The organism is Afipia sp. Root123D2 (genome assembly GCF_001425835.1).
Classification (GTDB): domain Bacteria; phylum Pseudomonadota; class Alphaproteobacteria; order Rhizobiales; family Xanthobacteraceae; genus Afipia.
The window spans coordinates 405,402-421,444 of record NZ_LMDP01000001.1; the positions used below are offsets into that span (position 1 = coordinate 405,402).

Sequence of the window (16,043 nt, forward strand, 5' to 3'; positions counted from 1 at the left end):
ACTAGCCGTCATGAACAACCCGTTCCGAACCATCTCTTCCGCGGCGACCGAACAGGATCAGTTCCTGACCGTACTGTCGCGCGAGGAGGCGCTGGCCCGCTTCGAGCAGGCGTTGTTTCCACGCGTGCGCGCTCACGAAATACGCAAGCTCGGCGATGCGCTGGGTTTTGCGCTCCTGGCCGATGTGGTGGCGCCGATCGATGTTCCGCCATTCGACCGCTCCAATGTCGACGGTTTCGCGGTCCGTGCGGCGGATCTCAATGAGGCCACCGAGGCAAACCCCGTCCGTCTCTCCCTCAATGGTGAGATGATCGCCTGCGGCACTCAGCCGCGCCTGCCGGTGCAGCCGGGGACGGCGACCCCGATCGCGACCGGCGGCCCGGTGCCGCGTGGCGCAAATGCCGTCATCATGATCGAGCACACTCAGCCGGCCGGCGACAATGCCATCGACATCCGCCGCGCCACCGCACCCGGCCAGTTTGTGTCCTACGCCGGTTCGGACATTGCGCGCGGCGAGGCGTTGATGCGCGCCGGCACGGTGATCGGGTCGCGCGAAATCGGGATGCTTGCCGCCTGCGGCATTGCCGAGGTGGCGGTGGTCAAGCGGCCGCGCGTCGCGATCCTGTCCACTGGCGACGAACTGGTTCAGCCCGGTGCGGCGCTGCGGCCGGCCGCGATCTACGATACCAACGGCGCCATCGTCACCGCGGCTGTCGCGGAAAACGGCGGCGAGGCGAATTTCCTCGGTGCCTTCTCGGACGATGAAGCCGAACTCGAAGCGGCGATGCGCAAGGCGCTGGCTGAGCACGATATGCTGGTTCTGTCCGGCGGCACGTCGAAAGGGGCAGGCGATGTCTCCCATCGCATCATTTCCCGCCTTGGCGCACCGGGAATTGTCGCCCATGGCGTGGCGCTGAAGCCGGGCAAGCCGCTGTGTCTCGCGGTGTGCGACGGCAAGCCGGTGGTGATCCTGCCGGGTTTTCCGACATCGGCGATGTTCACCTTCCACGACATGATCGTGCCGGTGCTGCGAGAACTCGCGGGTCTGCCGCCGCGTGCGGATGCGCAGGTGACCGCGCGGGTGCCGGTGCGCATCGCGTCCGAACTCGGCCGCACCGAATTCGTGATGGTGTCGCTGGTCGAAGGCGACAACGGGCTGATCGCCTATCCGTCCGGCAAGGGCTCCGGCGCGATCACATCGTTCTCGCAATCGGATGGATTTCTGAAGATTGACGCGCTCGCCGACCAGATGCCGGCCGATACGCAAGCGCAGGTCACGCTGTTCACGCCGCATGTCCGCGTGCCGGATCTTGTCATCATCGGCAGTCACTGTACCGGCCTCGACGTGGTCACCGCGCCGCTGGTGCGCGCGGGCCTGTCGGTGCGTTCGATTTCGGTCGGCAGTCTTGGCGGGCTGGCGGCGGCGCGGCGCGGCGAGTGCGATCTCGCACCAATCCACCTGTTCGACGACAAGACCGGGACCTACAACACACCGTTCCTTTACGCCGGTCTTGATCTCGTGCCGGGCTACCGGCGCATGCAGGGCATCGCGTTTCGTGTCGGCGACAAACGGTTCGAGGGGGAAGACGCGCAAGGCGCGGTGCGTGCCGCGCTGGCCGATCCGTCATGCCTGATGGTCAATCGCAATCAGGGCGCGGGAACACGCATTCTGATCGATCAACTGCTCGGCAGGCAACGGCCCGACGGCTACTGGAATCAACCGCGCTCGCACAATGCAGTTGCGGCGGCAGTTGCGCAGCATCGCGCCGACTGGGGCGTCACCATTGCGCCGGTGGCGCGCGCTGCCGGTCTTGGATTCATTCCGCTGGCCGAAGAGCACTACGATTTCGCGATGGTCGAAAAACGGCGCGACCGGCCTGCGGTGAAGGCATTTCTGGAGTCGCTGGCGTCGCCGGAAACGCGCGCTGCGCTGGAGCGGGCCGGCTTCCGCCCGGCCTAACCACCATCCAGCGCCGCAATGCGCTCGGCGTCGGCAATGTCTTCGACGGTATTGGCGTTGAAAAACGGATCGAGCGGTTCGGTCGGCCAGTCGACAGTGGCAAGACGATAGCGCGCGGTCCAGCGGTCGATCTTGCGCATGTCCTCCCCCACCAGCGCGTGACGCAGCTCTTCGCGCAGGCCGACATGCCACAATCCGATTACCGGATGGGTTTGGCCGCCCGACGATGCGACTGCGAGTTGCGCGTCCTGTTCGGCGCGGGCGCGGTGAAGCCGCTCCACCAGATCGCGCGGCAGGAACGGGCAATCGCCCGCCGCGCTCAATATCCATGTGACATCGGGGCGATGCGCGGCGGTCCAGTCGAGCGCAGCGAGGATGCCGGCAAGCGGACCGGGAAAGTCTTCCACCGTATCGGCGATCACCGGCAGGCCGAAGGCGGCGAAGCGCGACGGATCACCATTGGCGTTGAGGATCAGGCCATCGCATTGCGGCTGCAGCCGCGCGATGACGCGGTCGAGAATGGTCCGGCCACCGATCTGGCGCATCGGCTTGTCGCCGCCGCCCATACGGCGCGCCAGACCGCCCGCGAGCAGTACACCGGGCGTCGGCGGAAACTCAGTCATCGCGATCGCTGCCCTTGCGCTTGTGCTTGGCGGATTCGTCTTCGACGTAGGCAAGGTCCTGATCGAAAACGATGCGCTCCTGTCCCGACAATGCGATGAATCGCTTGCCGCGTGCGCGACCGACCAGCGTCAAGCCAACCTGCCGCGCCAGATCGACACCCCATGCGGTGAAGCCGGAGCGCGACACCAGAATCGGAATTCCCATGCGGACCGTCTTGATCACCATTTCCGATGTCAGCCGCCCGGTGGTGTAGAGAATCTTGTCGCCGGGGTCGACGTCGTGGCGATAGATCCAGCCGGCAATCTTGTCGACCGCGTTGTGTCGCCCGACGTCCTCGGTGTAGCAGACCGGCGTGCCTTCCTTGCACAGCACGCAGCCATGTATCGCGCCAGCCTCGAGATAGAGCGAGGGCATGGTGTTGATCTGGTGCGTCATCTCATAAAGCCACGACGTGCGCAGTTGCGTGGCGGGCAGCTTGATCTCCTCGATCGCCTCGAGCAGGTCGCCGAATGCTGTGCCTTGCGCACAGCCGGAGGTCTGGGTGCGCTTCTTCAGCTTCTGCTCGAAATTGGTGCCGTGCTCGGTGCGGACCACGACCACCTGCAGATCGTCGTGATATTCGACGTCGGTGACGATGTCGTCATACTTCAGCATGTTCTGGTTGAGCAGGTAGCCGAGCGCGAGATACTCCGGATAGTCGTTGATCGTCATCATGGTGACGATTTCCTGCGCGTTCAGGTACAGCGTCAACGGCCGTTCGACCGGAACGCTGATCTCGACCGGCGCGCCGGTCTGGTCGGTGCCGAGGACCTTTTCGGTCAGGCGCGGGTCCGCCGGATTGGGCACGATAAGCGGGGCGGGTGTTTTGACAGCCTTGGTCACGTCACTCTCATTCCTGTGCTCGTCATCGTGCCTCTGGGCGCAACTCCGCCGATTTGGGGGTAACGAGGCGGAATTCAACGCCGCGCCGCTCTGGTTTCAATATCATAGACCGCTTAAGTTGAGTCCGCTTGAAGGAATTCGTCGCCGGGTGCGACGCCGGAGAATGGCATGAAGGTGATTGCTCTTGCGGGATGGAGCGGCGCGGGGAAAACGACCCTGCTGACCCGGCTCATTCCGTATTTCACAGCGCAGGGTTTGCGCGTCTCGACCTTGAAGCGGGCGCATCACAGTTTCGATATTGACGTTCCGGGCAAGGATTCCTGGGTCCATCGTCAGTCCGGCGCGACTGAGGTGCTGATCTCGTCCGGCCGCCGCTGGGCGCTCCTGCATGAATTGCGCGGCGAGCACGAACTGAAATTGCCTGATCTGCTGGCCAAGATGTCGCCGGTCGATCTCGTGATCGTGGAGGGCTTCAAGTCGGAACAGCATCGCAAGATAGAGATACACCGCGCCGCCAACGGCAAGCCGCTGCTGTTCCCGGACGATCCCGATATTGTCGGCGTTATTTCCGATGTGACGGTGGAGACCAAACTGCCGGTCGCGCATCTCGACGATATTCCGGTGATCGCCACGATGATGCAGGCGGCGGCCGTCGATATCGATGACGTGCTGACCCGCGAACTGAGCGGAATCTGAACCGCATGGCGCAGCTTTCTGACGACTGCTTTGCATTTGGCGGGCCGCTGATGTCGATCGACGAAGCGGTCGGCATCATCGCGTCGCGCGTCACGCCGGTTGCCGATCTTGAAACCGTGCCGGTCGTGCAGGCGGATGGCCGCGTTCTCGCCGCGGATATTCGCGCGCCGTTGCCGCTGCCGCCATTCACCAACTCCGCCGTTGATGGTTATGCGGTGCGCAGCGCCGATCTGGCGCTCGCCGGCCAGCAGCCGTTTCCGGTAATGGGGCGAATTCAGGCGGGCGCGGCGCCGGGTGCGCCGGTTCTGCCGGGCCAGGCGGTGCGCATTTTCACCGGCGCGCCGATGCCCGAGGGCGCCGACACGGTGTTCATGCAGGAAGACGTACAGGTCGATGACGCCGGCAATGTCGTATTGCCCGCAGGTCTCAAGCCCGGCGCCAATGTGCGGCCCGCAGGAGAGGATATTCGGCGCGACGCCACAGTGCTGCCGTCCGGACGACGGCTGCGCCCCCAGGACGTCGCACTGACCGCCGCACTCGGTCTGACGCAACTCGAAGTTCGCCGCCGCCTGCGGGTCGCGGTGTTCTCGACCGGCAACGAACTCGTGTCGCCGGGGGAGGTGCGCGGACCGGCGCAACTGTTCGATTCGAACCGGGTGATGTTGATAGCGATGCTGGCGCGGCTTGGCTGTGCGGTCAGCGATCTCGGTATCCTGCGTGACGAGCGCGGTTCGCTTGCCGCTGCCCTGAAGCAAGCCGCGTCGAGCCACGATCTGATCCTGACGTCGGGCGGCGTGTCCACCGGTGAGGAGGATCACGTCAAGGCCAGCGTGGAGAGCGTCGGAACGCTGGTGCTGTGGCGAATGGCGATCAAACCCGGCCGTCCCGTGGCGATGGGCATCATCGGCGGTACGCCCTTCATTGGTCTGCCGGGCAATCCGGTCGCGAGTTTTGTGACCTTCGCTCATGTGGTGCGGCCGGCCGTGCTCGCGCTCGCCGGCGCGGCGCAGGAGCAACTGGTGCCGACTCCCGTGCGCGCCGCGTTCAGCTACAAGAAGAAGATCGCGCGCCGCGAATACGTCCGGGTCAACTTGCGCAAAGACAGCGATGGTCTCTATGAGGCGGTGAAATTCCCGCGTGAGGGTGCAGGACTGTTGTCGTCACTGGTGGATACCGACGGGCTGGCGGAGCTCGGCGAGAACGTCACCGCGGTCGAGCCCGGTCAGACCATCGGCTTTCTCGCTTACTCAAGCCTGATGTAAAAGCGGCTTATGACCACCACCAAGCTCGATCTCAGCCGACTGAAATGCCCGCTGCCGGCTCTCAAGACCCGCAAGGCGTTGAAGTCGCTTGCGCCCGGTGACGTTCTCGAAGTGCTGTGCACCGATCCGTTGTCCATCATCGATATTCCGGCCCTGATTCAGGAGACCGGAGACCGGGTCGAAATTGCACGGCGCAGCGAGCAGGAGATCGTGTTCGTGATCGTGAAAGCCTGAGGCTCGGCATATCGAAGCCGCGCATTCGCTCGGCCATATGCACTAATTTTCATATATCGCTTTCCGACCTTTTCGCATTCGCAACAAGCGCATTAGTTCGGGATTCTACCATTTTACTATCGACAGAGCCGATAGCTTCTGCCCCAATCACAATTCAGTGTAGATTCTGTCGGTCGCGTTCCGGCTTGCCGGGAAGAGTGAAGCCCGGGTTGGGTTCTCGGCGTCGGCTTTAGCGAACTACACAGGTGAGGTGACACTGTCGCGTGAGCATTGGCTGCTCATGACAAGACGGTGCACGGTTTGAACTGATCGAGTGCGCTTCGCGATCCTGGCGCGCCTCGAGACTAGTACGGCGGAGCGTGTTTTCGGGGCGTTTCGGATGAGGAAGAAAAAGGGTCGCAACACGAGGCTATGCAGATCAGCTCATTAAGGGCGGCTGTTTATGGGGAGAAAATAAATGGGTCTTCTATCTTTTCTAGACCGTGAGCACACGGTCGCTAAACCGGGATACAGCCGGTGGATGGTTCCGCCGGCCGCATTGTGCGTGCATTTGTGTATCGGTCAGGCCTACGCACTCAGTGTGTTCAACCTGCCGATGACCAAACTGATCGGCATCACGCAATCCGCGCCGGGTGACTGGAAACTCACCGAACTGGGCTGGATCTTCTCTATCGCGATGGTGTTTCTCGGCGGCTCGGCTGCGATATTTGGTCGCTGGGTCGAGGAAGGCGGGCCGCGGCGCGCCATGTTCACCGCCGCGCTGTGTTGGGCCGGTGGCTTCTTGCTGTCGGCGATCGGCGTCTACACCCATCAACTGTGGCTGATCTATATCGGCTACGGCGCGCTTGGCGGTTGCGGTCTCGGCATCGGCTACATCTCGCCGGTCTCGACCCTGATCAAATGGTTTCCTGATCGTCCCGGCATGGCAACCGGCATGGCGATCATGGGCTTCGGCGGCGGCGCTTTCATCGCCTCTCCGTTGTCGGTGTGGCTGCTCGGTAAATTCACCACCGCCACTCATATTGGCGTTGCCGAAACCTTCATTGTGCTGGGCTGCGTCTATTTCTTCTTCATGATCGTCGGTTCGATCCTCGTGCGCGTGCCGGCGCCCGGCTGGAAACCTGAAGGTTATGTCGCACCGGTGACCGCGACCAAACTGATCACCCGGAACGACGTCTTCGTCTACGACGCGCTGAAGACGCCGCAGTTCTGGCTGATCTGGTGGGTGCTGTGCCTCAACGTCACCGCCGGCATCGGCGTGCTCGGTCAGGCATCGGCGATGAGCCAGGAAATGTTCCCCGGCCACATCACCCCGATTGCGGCGGCTGGCTTCGTCGGTCTGATGAGTCTGTTCAACATGGGCGGCCGTTTCTTCTGGGCGTCCACCTCTGACTATATCGGCCGCCGGAACACCTACTTCGTGTTCATGGTGCTCGGCTTCTGCCTCTATTGCACCGTGCCGTACGCCGGCAACACCGGCAGCGTCGCACTGTTCGTGTGCTGCTTCCTCGTCATCATCAGCATGTACGGCGGCGGGTTTTCCACCGTGCCTGCGTATCTGAGGGACATGTTCGGAACGCGCTACGTCGGCGCTATCCATGGCATGTTGCTCACTGCGTGGTCGGCGGCTGGCATCTTCGGGCCGGTGCTCGTGAACTACATCCGCGAGTACAACGTCACTCACGGCGTGCCGAAAGCCCAAGCCTACAACACGACCATGTACATCATGGCCGGATTGCTGGTGATCGGCTTCATCTGCAACTTCCTCGTCAAGGCGGTCGATGCCCGCTTCCATATGAAAGATGCTGACGCTCGCGGCACGGAACGGGACACCGTACCGGCCGCTGGCGCGCGGGCCTAAGGAGGAACGAACATGACAACAGCAACCGAGAACAAAACCACCACTTTCCAGCTTGTGCTGGCGTGGGGCTTCGTTGGCGTCCCGCTCATGTGGGGCGTGCTCCAGACTCTCAGCAATGCGATGAAGCTGTTCCAATAGGGCAGGCGTGCTGACGAGTGAAATCAAGAAAGGCCGGGGTGGCGCAGGTTGCCCCGGCCTTTTTGTTCCCGGGCATGAATCGGTTTGGTCGAAGCATCTATTCGGCTCCGGGGATTTGACCCGCGGAAAGTCCGATTTTCCTATCGGAACAACAATTCATATTGCAACTGATCGAGGCTAACGCCCTCATGTCATGCGACTATTTGCGGTGGGGCCAAGCTTGGAATTATTGTTGGCATGTCAAATGCCAAGGCGGTATCGTTGCCGGATAACAAGTCGAATAAAAAAGATAACGAACTGAATTAAGGGTGGGACACGTTCAAATGGGCCAATCAGCGAGTCACGGCGCTCATACAGTTCAGCGCTTCGAGCACCCGGGTGAGGGCCGCCGCCGCACCAAGCCGACGCCGAAGGGGCGGCAGGTCGATCCCAGGGCGCAGGAAGAGATCGAGCTATTGCTCGGCGACCGTTCCCGCCGCCGCGATCTGCTGATCGAACATCTTCATCTGATCCAAGATACCTACAACCAGATTTCTGCTGCGCATCTTGCCGCGCTGGCCGATGTGATGGGGCTCGCGTTCGCGGAGGTGTTCGAGGTCGCGACGTTTTACGCGCACTTCGATGTGGTGAAGGAAGGCCAAGCCGATATAGCGCCGCTCACCATCAGGGTCTGCGATTCGTTGACCTGCGCCATGCTGGGCGCGGAAACGCTGCTCCATGAGTTGCAGAAAAGCGCAGGACCGAACGTGCGCGTCGTTCGTGCGCCGTGCGTCGGCCGCTGCGACACTGCGCCGGCTGCTGAGGTCGGTCATCATTTCGTCGATCATGCGACCGTCGAAAATGTTCTGGCCGCGGTGAAGGGCGGCGACACCCACGCGCATCTACCGAAATACATCGACTACGACGCCTATGTCGCTAATGGCGGCTACGCACTGCTCAACAAGCTGCGCTCCGGCGCGATGACGAAAGAGGATCTGCTGAAGGTGCTCGATGGCGCCTCGCTGCGCGGCCTCGGCGGCGCGGGCTTCCCGACCGGACGCAAGTGGCGCGCGGTGCTCGGCGAGCCCGGGCCCCGCCTGATGGCAATCAACGGCGACGAGGGCGAGCCCGGCACGTTCAAGGATCGCTATTATCTCGAGACCGATCCGCACAGGTTCATCGAAGGCATGCTGATCGGCGCATATGTCGTCGAAGCGCCCGACGTCTACATCTATCTGCGTGACGAATATCCGGCCTCGCGCGAAATCATCCAGCGCGAGATCGCGAAACTGCCGCCGGGCGGACCCAAGCTGCATCTGCGCCGCGGTGCCGGCGCCTATATCTGCGGCGAGGAATCGGCGCTGCTGGAGAGCATCGAGGGCAAGCGCGGGCTACCGCGTCACAAGCCGCCGTATCCGTTCCAGGTTGGCCTGTTCGGCCTGCCGACGCTGATCAACAACATCGAGACGCTGTGGTGGGTACGCGACATCGTCGAGAAGGGCGCCGACTGGTGGCAGGGGCAGGGGCGCAATGAGCGCCATGGCCTGCGCAGCTATTCGGTATCAGGCCGAGTCAAGAATCCGGGCATGAAGCTGGCACCTGCCGGCGTCACCGTGCGCGAATTGATCGACGAATTCTGCGGCGGCATGGCTGACGGCCACACGTTCCATGCCTATCTGCCGGGCGGCGCCTCGGGCGGCATCCTGCCGGCGTCGATGGACAACATCCCGCTCGATTTCGGCACGCTGGAAAAATATGGCTGCTTCATCGGGTCTGCCGCGGTCGTGATCCTGTCCGACAAGGATCAGGTCAAGGATGCCGCGCTGAACCTGATGCGCTTCTTCGAGGACGAAAGTTGCGGCCAGTGCACGCCGTGTCGCGTCGGAACCCAGAAAGCGGCCATGCTGATGGAACAACGAGTCTGGAACCGCGATCTGCTCGATGAATTGAGTCAGGCGATGCGTGATGCGTCGATCTGCGGTCTGGGGCAGGCAGCCTCGAACCCTCTCACCTCTGTCATTAAATATTTCCCCGATGAACTCGCGCCCAAGGAGGCTGCGGAATGACCAAGATTCAGTTCGAACTCGATGGGAAGATGGTTGAGGCCGCGCCGGGCGAATCTATCTGGCAGGTCGCCAGGCGTGAAGGCACCGAAATCCCGCATCTCTGTTATTCGCCCGAACCCGACTATCGCGCCGACGGCAATTGCCGCGCCTGCATGGTCGAGATCGAAGGCGAGCGCGTGCTGGCGGCGTCGTGCAAGCGCGCACCGACCGTCGGGATGAAGGTGAAGTCGGAGAGCGCGCGCGCGGTGTCGGCGCGCAAGATGGTGATGGAACTGCTGGTCGCCGATCAGCCGGCGCGCAAAACCTCACACGATCCGGATTCGAAATTCTGGAACTGGGCTGACAAGGTCGAGGTCACCGAAAGCCGATTTCCGGCCAATGAGCGCTGGTCGAGCGATACCAGCCATCCGGCGATGAGCGTCAACCTCGATGCCTGCATCCAGTGTGGCTTGTGCGTGCGCGCCTGTCGCGAGGTACAGGTCAACGACGTCATTGGCATGGCCTATCGCAATCATGACTCCAAGATCGTATTCGATTTTGACGACCCGATGGGCGAGTCGACCTGTGTTGCCTGCGGCGAATGTGTTCAGGCCTGTCCGACCGGCGCACTGATGCCGTCGGCGCTGCTCGATGCGAACCAGACTCGCGCGGTTTATCCCGACAAGAAGGTCGACTCGCTGTGCCCGTTCTGCGGCGTCGGCTGTCAGGTGACCTATCAGCTCAAGGACGAGAAGATCGTTTATGTCGAGGGCCGTGACGGCCCGGCCAACCACAATCGTCTTTGCGTCAAGGGCCGTTTTGGCTTCGACTACATCCACCATCCGCATCGCATCACCAAGCCGCTGGTGCGCTTGCCCAATGCGAAGAAGAGTTCGACCGATCAGGTCGATCCGGCCAATCCATTCACGCATTTCCGCGAGGCGTCATGGGAGGAAGCTCTCGACATCGCCGCCAAGGGACTGGTGAAAATCCGCGATGGAAAAGACGTCAAGGCGCTGGCCGGTTTCGGCTCAGCCAAGGGCTCTAATGAAGAGGCCTATCTGTTCCAGAAGCTGGTGCGGACCGGCTTCGGCTCAAACAACGTCGATCACTGCACGCGGCTGTGCCATGCCTCGTCGGTTGCCGCGTTGATGGAAGGCGTCAACTCGGGCGCCGTGTCCGCGCCTTTTGCCGCCGCGGCGGATGCCGAGGTCATCATCATCATTGGCGCCAACCCGACGGTCAATCACCCGGTTGCCGCGACCTTCATGAAGAATGCGGTGAAGAAGGGCGCCAAGCTGATCATCATGGATCCGCGCCGCCAGGCCCTGTCGCGCCATGCCTACAAACATCTTCAGTTCAAGCCCGGCTCCGACGTCGCGATGCTCAACGGCATCCTGCACACGATCGTGACCGAGGGGCTGACCGACGATCAGTACATCGCCGGCTATACCGAAGGCTTCGACGACCTCAAGGAGAAGATCAAGGACTTCCCGCCGGAAAAGATGGAGGCGATTTGCGGCATCCCGGCCGAGACGTTGCGCGAGGTCGCGCGGATGTACGCCACGGCGAAATCCTCGATCATTTTCTGGGGTATGGGCGTCAGCCAGCATATTCACGGCACCGACAACTCGCGCTGCCTGATCGCGATGGCGCTGACGACAGGACAGATCGGACGTCCCGGCACCGGGCTGCATCCCCTGCGCGGCCAGAACAACGTTCAGGGCGCGTCCGACGCCGGTCTTATTCCGATGCTGCTGCCGGATTATCAGCCGGTCGGCCGCGTCGATCTGCGCGAACCGGTCGAGAAGATCTGGAACCACGCGATTGATCCGGTTCCGGGCTTGACGGTGGTTGAGATCATGGATGCGATCCATGCCGGCACCATCACGGGCATGTATATCGAGGGTGAAAACCCGGCGATGTCGGACCCCGATCTGCAACATGCCCGCGAAGCGCTCGCCAAGCTCGAGCATCTTGTGGTCCAGGATCTGTTCGTCACCGAGACGGCTTTCCATGCTGACGTGATCCTGCCGGCTTCGGCATTCGCGGAGAAGGTCGGCACCTTCACCAACACCGACCGTCGCGTGCAGATTTCCCGGCAGGTTATCAAGCCGCCTGGCGATGCGCGTCAGGATCTGTGGATCATCCAGGAGATCGCCAACCGCATGGGCTGCGGCTGGACCTATTCCGGGGCGGCCGACGTCTTCGCCGAAATGACCCGGGTCATGCCGTCGCTGAAGAACATCACCTGGGAGCGGCTGGAGCGCGAAGGCGCGGTCACCTATCCCGTGGACGGTCCGGATAAGCCCGGCAACGAGATCATTTTCACCACCGGCTTCCCGACCAAGAGTGGTCGCGGCAAGATCGTGCCGGCGCGTGTTACGCCGCCGGATGAAATCCCCGATACCGAGTACCCGATGGTACTGTCCACCGGCCGCATCCTCGAACACTGGCACACTGGTTCGATGACACGCCGTTCGGATGTGCTCGACAGCATCGAGCCGGAAGCGACTGTGTTCATGTCGCCGAAGGACATGCGCCGGCTCAACGTCCAGCCGGGTGATTTCGTTCGTCTCGAGACACGCCGTGGTGCCATCGAGGTCAAGGCACGCTCAGATCGCGACGTACCCGAGAACATGGCGTTCATGCCGTTCTGTTACGCCGAAGGCGCGGCTAACCTGCTGACCAATCCGGCGCTGGACCCTTACGGGAAGATTCCCGAGTTCAAGTTCTGTGCCGTCCGGATTGAACGGGCCGAGCTGCGCACCGCAGCCGAATAGGTGACAGCTGCTTAGCAATCACAATGCCCGGGCCTTGCCCGGGCATTGCTGTTTTCGGCTGGCTCATTGCCGGGCGACTTTGGGAAGGCGTGGTTCATTTGCGAGGATGCGCGTGCTTGCGCGCCTTGCCGCTCTTGCTGCCTTCCGTCGGAATCACCACGCGGCCGTAGCGCACGCCACGCTCGGCGATGATGTGATCGGCAAAATGCTGGATCTCTCCCGTTTGGCCCTTGAGCGCGGTGATCTCCACGCAGTTGTCGTCGTCGAGATGGACGTGCAGCGTCGCCAGCGACAGATCGTGATGGCCGTGGAAGTTCTTCACCAGCCGGCTTGAGAGATCGCGCGCGGCGTGGTCGTAGACATAGACCAGCGCCGCGACGCATTCGCCGCCGGCTCCAGCCCTCTGTGCCGCCTGCTGCATCCCGGCGCGGGGGGAAATCCCTGATCGCCTCGGAGCGGTTCTGATAGCCGTGCTCGGCGATCATGCGGTCGAGATTCTCCATCAGGTCGTCGTCGAGGCGAGCCGCCCCAGCCGCCGCTACGGCGTCGAGTGGACCAATCGCTATCAGCCGATGTCGTGGCTGAGGTTCGATGGCGACATTGCGCTGACCCATGCGCGCTTCCGTGGCGATAATTCCGGACAGGCGGCCTTCAACCTGACCAACAGCCATTCGGACCAGATCACTTATGCCTATGGGTCGCTGCTGAAATCGGATCCGTTGTTCGCACAGTGTCTTGTCCATGCTGCGCCGGCGGCTGTCTGCGCGACCGGTGTGATGGATCGGGTGCTGCATCCGGTCGAGCCGCTTGCTGTTCGCGTGACGCTGGCGGGGCGGTTCTAGACGGCAGAAACCGTTTGGACGGCGGGGAAATGACGCCTAGTTTCGTAATGTTGTTAATGGGGCTGTTTTGTGATGCTGGCATTTCTGGGTCTGGGTTTCGTGCTTGGGATGCAGCACGCCCTTGAAGCCGATCATATCGCAGCCGTGTCGAGCATCGCGGCGCGCCGCAGCCATGTCGGCGACATCGTCAAGCACGGCCTGACGTGGGGACTCGGTCATACGATCACCCTGTTCCTGTTCGCGGGCGCGGCGCTCGTGCTTGGTCATGCGATTCCCGATCATCTGGAACGGCCGCTTGAAACGGCGGTGGGGATCATGCTGGTCGGCCTCGGCGCGCATGTGCTGTGGCGGCTGTGGCGTGACCGGGTGCACTTCCATCAGCACGTTCACGATGACGGCACCCATCACATCCATGTTCACAGCCACGCAGGTGACACTCTTCCGCATGCGCGCAGTTCGCATGAGCATGGTCACGGCTTCCGCTGGCGTTCGCTGGTGGTGGGGTTGATGCACGGCATGGCCGGTTCGGCGGCGCTGCTGGTGCTGACCGTGTCGCAGGCGGCGGATCCGGTTCACGGTCTGCTGTACGTCCTGCTGTTCGGCGTCGGTTCGATGATCGGCATGGGCGCGTTGTCGACCGTGATCGCACTGCCGCTGGCGGCATCGGCGAGATTTCTCACCTGGGCCAATCGCGGCCTGCAACTCGCAGTCGGTCTCGTGACCATCGGGATCGGCGTCCACACCATCGCGACGACGACGCTGGCCTGATGCTCGTGGTTATTTCTTCGCGGCGCTTGCGATCTTGCAGGAGCCTTCGGCGGCATCGACGTCGATATAGGCGAAGCGAACCTTCCTGAATTTCTTCGTGGTCTTGGGCTTCAGGGTCATCGGCAGGGTCTGCGTGGTTTCGATGGTCCGGCCGGTTTCCTTCACGACATAGTGGCACTTCACCTTGATGCCGGAAACGGCGAAGGCATTCTCGTTGGTGAGGATCATGTCGGCGGTGCCGATGTTGTTCGAGCCGGGCTCGCGCCACCGTTCGATCGACATTTTCACATTGTCCATCGGCTCCGCGGCCGAGGCGCAAGAGGGGCCCGCGATCGCGGACAGGGCGGCAAATGTGGAAACAGTCAGTCGGTTCATTAAAGGATCCAGAATTTCAAAAACTTACAAAGAACAATTATCGCAAGCACCAAAGCGAGCGCGCCATTGAGTGCGACGATTTCCCCGTTACTATAGCGGCTGCAAGATTTGCCCTGCAATCGTTTTGGAAGAGAAGAGGTGACGGATGGATGATCTTTGGCGCCGCTCGGCTCAGGAGCTCTCATCGCTGATCGCGGGCCGCAAGGTGTCCGCCCGCGAAGCGGTATCCGCTTCCCTCGCTCGGCTCGATGCCGTCAACGGCGCAATCAATGCGGTGATCGCGCACCGCCCGGAGGACGCGCTTGCGCGCGCCGACGCGATCGATCGCACCATCGCCAAAGGCGATAACGCAGGGCCGCTCGCGGGCGTTCCGGTCACCGTCAAGGTCAATATCGACCAGAAGGGCTATGCCACGACCAACGGCGTGCGGCTGCTGCGGGACAATGTCGCGCAGCACAACAGCCCGGTGGTCGACAATCTGGAGAAGGCGGGCGCGATCATCATCGGGCGCACCAACACGCCGGCATTTTCCTACCGCTGGTTCACGTCGAATTTGCTGCATGGCAACACGAAGAACCCGCGTAACCCGGCGATCACGCCGGGCGGCTCGTCCGGCGGCGCGGCGTCGGCGGTGACGGCGGGCATCGGCGCCATCGCTCACGGCACCGATATCGCCGGCTCGATCCGTTACCCGGCCTATGCCTGCGGCGTGCACGGCCTGCGCCCGACTGTGGGACGGATCGCGGCATTCAATGCGTCGTTGCCCGAGCGCCCGATCGGCGCCCAGATCACCGCCGTCTCAGGGCCGCTGGCGCGCACGGTGGGCGATTTGCGCCTCGCGCTGAAGGCGATGTCGCAATCCGATATCCGCGATCCGTGGTGGGTGCCTGTGCCGCTGGAAGGCCCGGCGATGCCGCGCCGCGCTGCACTGTGCGTCAGCCCCGATGGACTTGAGACCGTGCCGGAGGTGAAGGCGGCGGTGATCGACGCCGGCAAGCGGCTCGAGCGCGCCGGGTGGACCGTCGAGGAGGTCACCAAAATTCCGCCGTTCGATGAGGCGGCGCAATTGCAGGTCCGCTTGTGGCTCGGCGATGGCTATGAGGCGATGGTCGAGGCCGCCGAGAAGGAGGGCGATCCCGGCGCGCTGGCGGCGCTGCGCGGCCATGCCAGCGTCGGCAAGTCGCTCGATCTCGCGCTGTTCTCGCAAACGCTGGCGCGGCGCGCCACGCTGGTGCGCGACTGGGCGACCTTCCTCGACACCTACGCGGTGATCGTGATGCCGGTGTGCGCCGAACTGCCGTTCGCGGACCAGCTCGACATCAAGGACGAGGCGTCGTTCAAGCGGGTGTGGCGGGCCCAGATGCCGCAGATCGCGCTGCCGTTCATCGGAATGCCGGGGCTGACGGTGTCGACCGGCATGGTCGGCACATCGCCGGTCGGCGTGCAGATCATCGCGGGTCGCTACCGCGAGGATTTGTGTCTCGCGGCAGGCGAAGCGATCGAGGCGGGCGGCGTGCCACCATCGCCGATCGATCCGGTGGGGGCGTAAGGGGCGAGTTACGTGAAGCGAGTGGATGGCTTCCAGAAAACCTAT

Annotated in this window: 14 protein-coding genes and 1 pseudogene; 11 read left to right on the forward strand and 4 right to left on the reverse strand. The window is 62.8% G+C overall.

Going from position 1 to position 16,043, the window contains the following annotated elements:
- Nucleotides 1-10 precede the first annotated feature (10 nt).
- Nucleotides 11-1,960 (forward strand): molybdopterin biosynthesis protein, encoded by a 1,950-nt coding sequence (locus ASC80_RS01915; RefSeq protein ID WP_056292404.1) that lies wholly within the window; start codon nt 11-13, stop codon nt 1,958-1,960.
- Here the strand turns inward: ASC80_RS01915 and mobA are convergent.
- Together mobA and ASC80_RS01925 are read right to left on the reverse strand one after the other, a co-directional pair.
- Nucleotides 1,957-2,583 (reverse strand): molybdenum cofactor guanylyltransferase MobA, encoded by a 627-nt coding sequence (gene mobA, locus ASC80_RS01920; protein ID WP_056292406.1) that lies wholly within the window; start codon nt 2,581-2,583, stop codon nt 1,957-1,959. The genes ASC80_RS01915 and mobA overlap by 4 nt on opposite strands.
- Entirely contained in the window at nt 2,576-3,466 is an 891-nt protein-coding gene (locus ASC80_RS01925) for a formate dehydrogenase accessory sulfurtransferase FdhD (RefSeq protein ID WP_056292408.1), read from the reverse strand. Before ASC80_RS01925 ends, mobA begins: the two co-directional genes overlap by 8 nt.
- Before the next feature lie 168 nt (nt 3,467-3,634).
- Between ASC80_RS01925 and mobB the strand changes: the two genes are divergently transcribed.
- The 7 genes from mobB (at nt 3,635) to fdhF (ending at nt 12,464) form a co-directional block, all read left to right on the forward strand.
- Nucleotides 3,635-4,162: a molybdopterin-guanine dinucleotide biosynthesis protein B gene (gene mobB, locus ASC80_RS01930; protein ID WP_056292411.1), complete on the forward strand. Its 528-nt coding sequence runs from the start codon at nt 3,635-3,637 to the stop codon at nt 4,160-4,162.
- Nucleotides 4,163-4,167: 5 nt separating this feature from the next.
- Nucleotides 4,168-5,424: a molybdopterin molybdotransferase MoeA gene (locus tag ASC80_RS01935; RefSeq protein ID WP_056292413.1), complete on the forward strand. Its 1,257-nt coding sequence runs from the start codon at nt 4,168-4,170 to the stop codon at nt 5,422-5,424.
- Between the two features lie 9 nt (nt 5,425-5,433).
- Complete coding sequence (locus tag ASC80_RS01940) at nt 5,434-5,658, forward strand: sulfurtransferase TusA family protein (RefSeq protein ID WP_056292416.1); 225 nt, start codon at nt 5,434-5,436, stop codon at nt 5,656-5,658.
- 520 nt (nt 5,659-6,178) lie between these two features.
- Nucleotides 6,179-7,519, forward strand: a complete 1,341-nt coding sequence (locus tag ASC80_RS01945; protein ID WP_244487161.1) for an OFA family MFS transporter — start codon at nt 6,179-6,181, stop codon at nt 7,517-7,519.
- A gap of 12 nt (nt 7,520-7,531) precedes the next feature.
- The gene (locus ASC80_RS24510; protein WP_283805032.1) at nt 7,532-7,657 is read left to right on the forward strand and encodes an MFS transporter small subunit; all 126 of its coding nucleotides are present in this window, start codon (nt 7,532-7,534) and stop codon (nt 7,655-7,657) included.
- 323 nt (nt 7,658-7,980) lie between these two features.
- Entirely contained in the window at nt 7,981-9,702 is a 1,722-nt protein-coding gene (locus tag ASC80_RS01950; RefSeq protein ID WP_056292419.1) for an NADH-ubiquinone oxidoreductase-F iron-sulfur binding region domain-containing protein, read from the forward strand.
- Entirely contained in the window at nt 9,699-12,464 is a 2,766-nt protein-coding gene (gene fdhF / locus ASC80_RS01955; protein WP_056292421.1) for a formate dehydrogenase subunit alpha, read from the forward strand. The genes ASC80_RS01950 and fdhF overlap by 4 nt, the downstream gene beginning before the upstream one ends.
- Nucleotides 12,465-12,475: 11 nt before the next feature.
- Here the strand turns inward: fdhF and ASC80_RS01960 are convergent, their stop codons facing one another.
- A complete protein-coding gene (locus ASC80_RS01960; protein WP_502690942.1) occupies nt 12,476-13,078 on the reverse strand; it encodes a CopG family ribbon-helix-helix protein in 603 nt (200 codons plus the stop codon).
- Between ASC80_RS01960 and ASC80_RS01965 the strand changes: the two are divergent.
- A pseudogene (locus ASC80_RS01965) lies at nt 12,980-13,306 on the forward strand (TonB-dependent receptor); the annotation flags it as partial. The gene ASC80_RS01960 and the pseudogene ASC80_RS01965 sit on opposite strands and share 99 nt — an antisense overlap.
- Nucleotides 13,307-13,378: 72 nt before the next feature.
- Entirely contained in the window at nt 13,379-14,074 is a 696-nt protein-coding gene (locus ASC80_RS01970) for a sulfite exporter TauE/SafE family protein (RefSeq protein ID WP_056292425.1), read from the forward strand.
- Between the two features lie 9 nt (nt 14,075-14,083).
- Here ASC80_RS01970 and ASC80_RS01975 read toward each other — a convergent pair whose 3' ends face one another.
- Nucleotides 14,084-14,371, reverse strand: coding sequence for a hypothetical protein (locus ASC80_RS01975; protein ID WP_244487162.1), 288 nt, complete (start codon nt 14,369-14,371; stop codon nt 14,084-14,086).
- A 223-nt stretch (nt 14,372-14,594) separates the two neighbouring features.
- Here ASC80_RS01975 and ASC80_RS01980 point away from each other — a divergent pair, with 223 nt between their 5' ends.
- The gene (locus tag ASC80_RS01980) at nt 14,595-15,998 is read left to right on the forward strand and encodes an amidase family protein (protein WP_056292428.1); all 1,404 of its coding nucleotides are present in this window, start codon (nt 14,595-14,597) and stop codon (nt 15,996-15,998) included.
- The last annotated feature ends 45 nt before the right edge of the window (nt 15,999-16,043 follow it).

What these genes read in the sequence shown, in the direction of transcription:
- mobB (WP_056292411.1), top strand. Translation starts at nt 3,635, where the DNA reads ATGAAGGTGATTGCTCTTGCGGGATGGAGCGGCGCGGGGAAAACGACC.
- fdhF (WP_056292421.1), top strand. Translation starts at nt 9,699, where the DNA reads ATGACCAAGATTCAGTTCGAACTCGATGGGAAGATGGTTGAGGCCGCG.
- ASC80_RS01970 (WP_056292425.1), top strand. Translation starts at nt 13,379, where the DNA reads ATGCTGGCATTTCTGGGTCTGGGTTTCGTGCTTGGGATGCAGCACGCC.
- ASC80_RS01975 (WP_244487162.1), bottom strand. Translation starts at nt 14,371, where the DNA reads ATGGACAATGTGAAAATGTCGATCGAACGGTGGCGCGAGCCCGGCTCG.
- ASC80_RS24510 (WP_283805032.1), top strand. Translation starts at nt 7,532, where the DNA reads ATGACAACAGCAACCGAGAACAAAACCACCACTTTCCAGCTTGTGCTG.
- ASC80_RS01940 (WP_056292416.1), top strand. Translation starts at nt 5,434, where the DNA reads ATGACCACCACCAAGCTCGATCTCAGCCGACTGAAATGCCCGCTGCCG.
- ASC80_RS01935 (WP_056292413.1), top strand. Translation starts at nt 4,168, where the DNA reads ATGGCGCAGCTTTCTGACGACTGCTTTGCATTTGGCGGGCCGCTGATG.
- ASC80_RS01945 (WP_244487161.1), top strand. Translation starts at nt 6,179, where the DNA reads ATGGTTCCGCCGGCCGCATTGTGCGTGCATTTGTGTATCGGTCAGGCC.
- ASC80_RS01980 (WP_056292428.1), top strand. Translation starts at nt 14,595, where the DNA reads ATGGATGATCTTTGGCGCCGCTCGGCTCAGGAGCTCTCATCGCTGATC.
- ASC80_RS01950 (WP_056292419.1), top strand. Translation starts at nt 7,981, where the DNA reads ATGGGCCAATCAGCGAGTCACGGCGCTCATACAGTTCAGCGCTTCGAG.
- ASC80_RS01915 (WP_056292404.1), top strand. Translation starts at nt 11, where the DNA reads ATGAACAACCCGTTCCGAACCATCTCTTCCGCGGCGACCGAACAGGAT.
- ASC80_RS01960 (WP_502690942.1), bottom strand. Translation starts at nt 13,078, where the DNA reads ATGGGTCAGCGCAATGTCGCCATCGAACCTCAGCCACGACATCGGCTG.
- mobA (WP_056292406.1), bottom strand. Translation starts at nt 2,583, where the DNA reads ATGACTGAGTTTCCGCCGACGCCCGGTGTACTGCTCGCGGGCGGTCTG.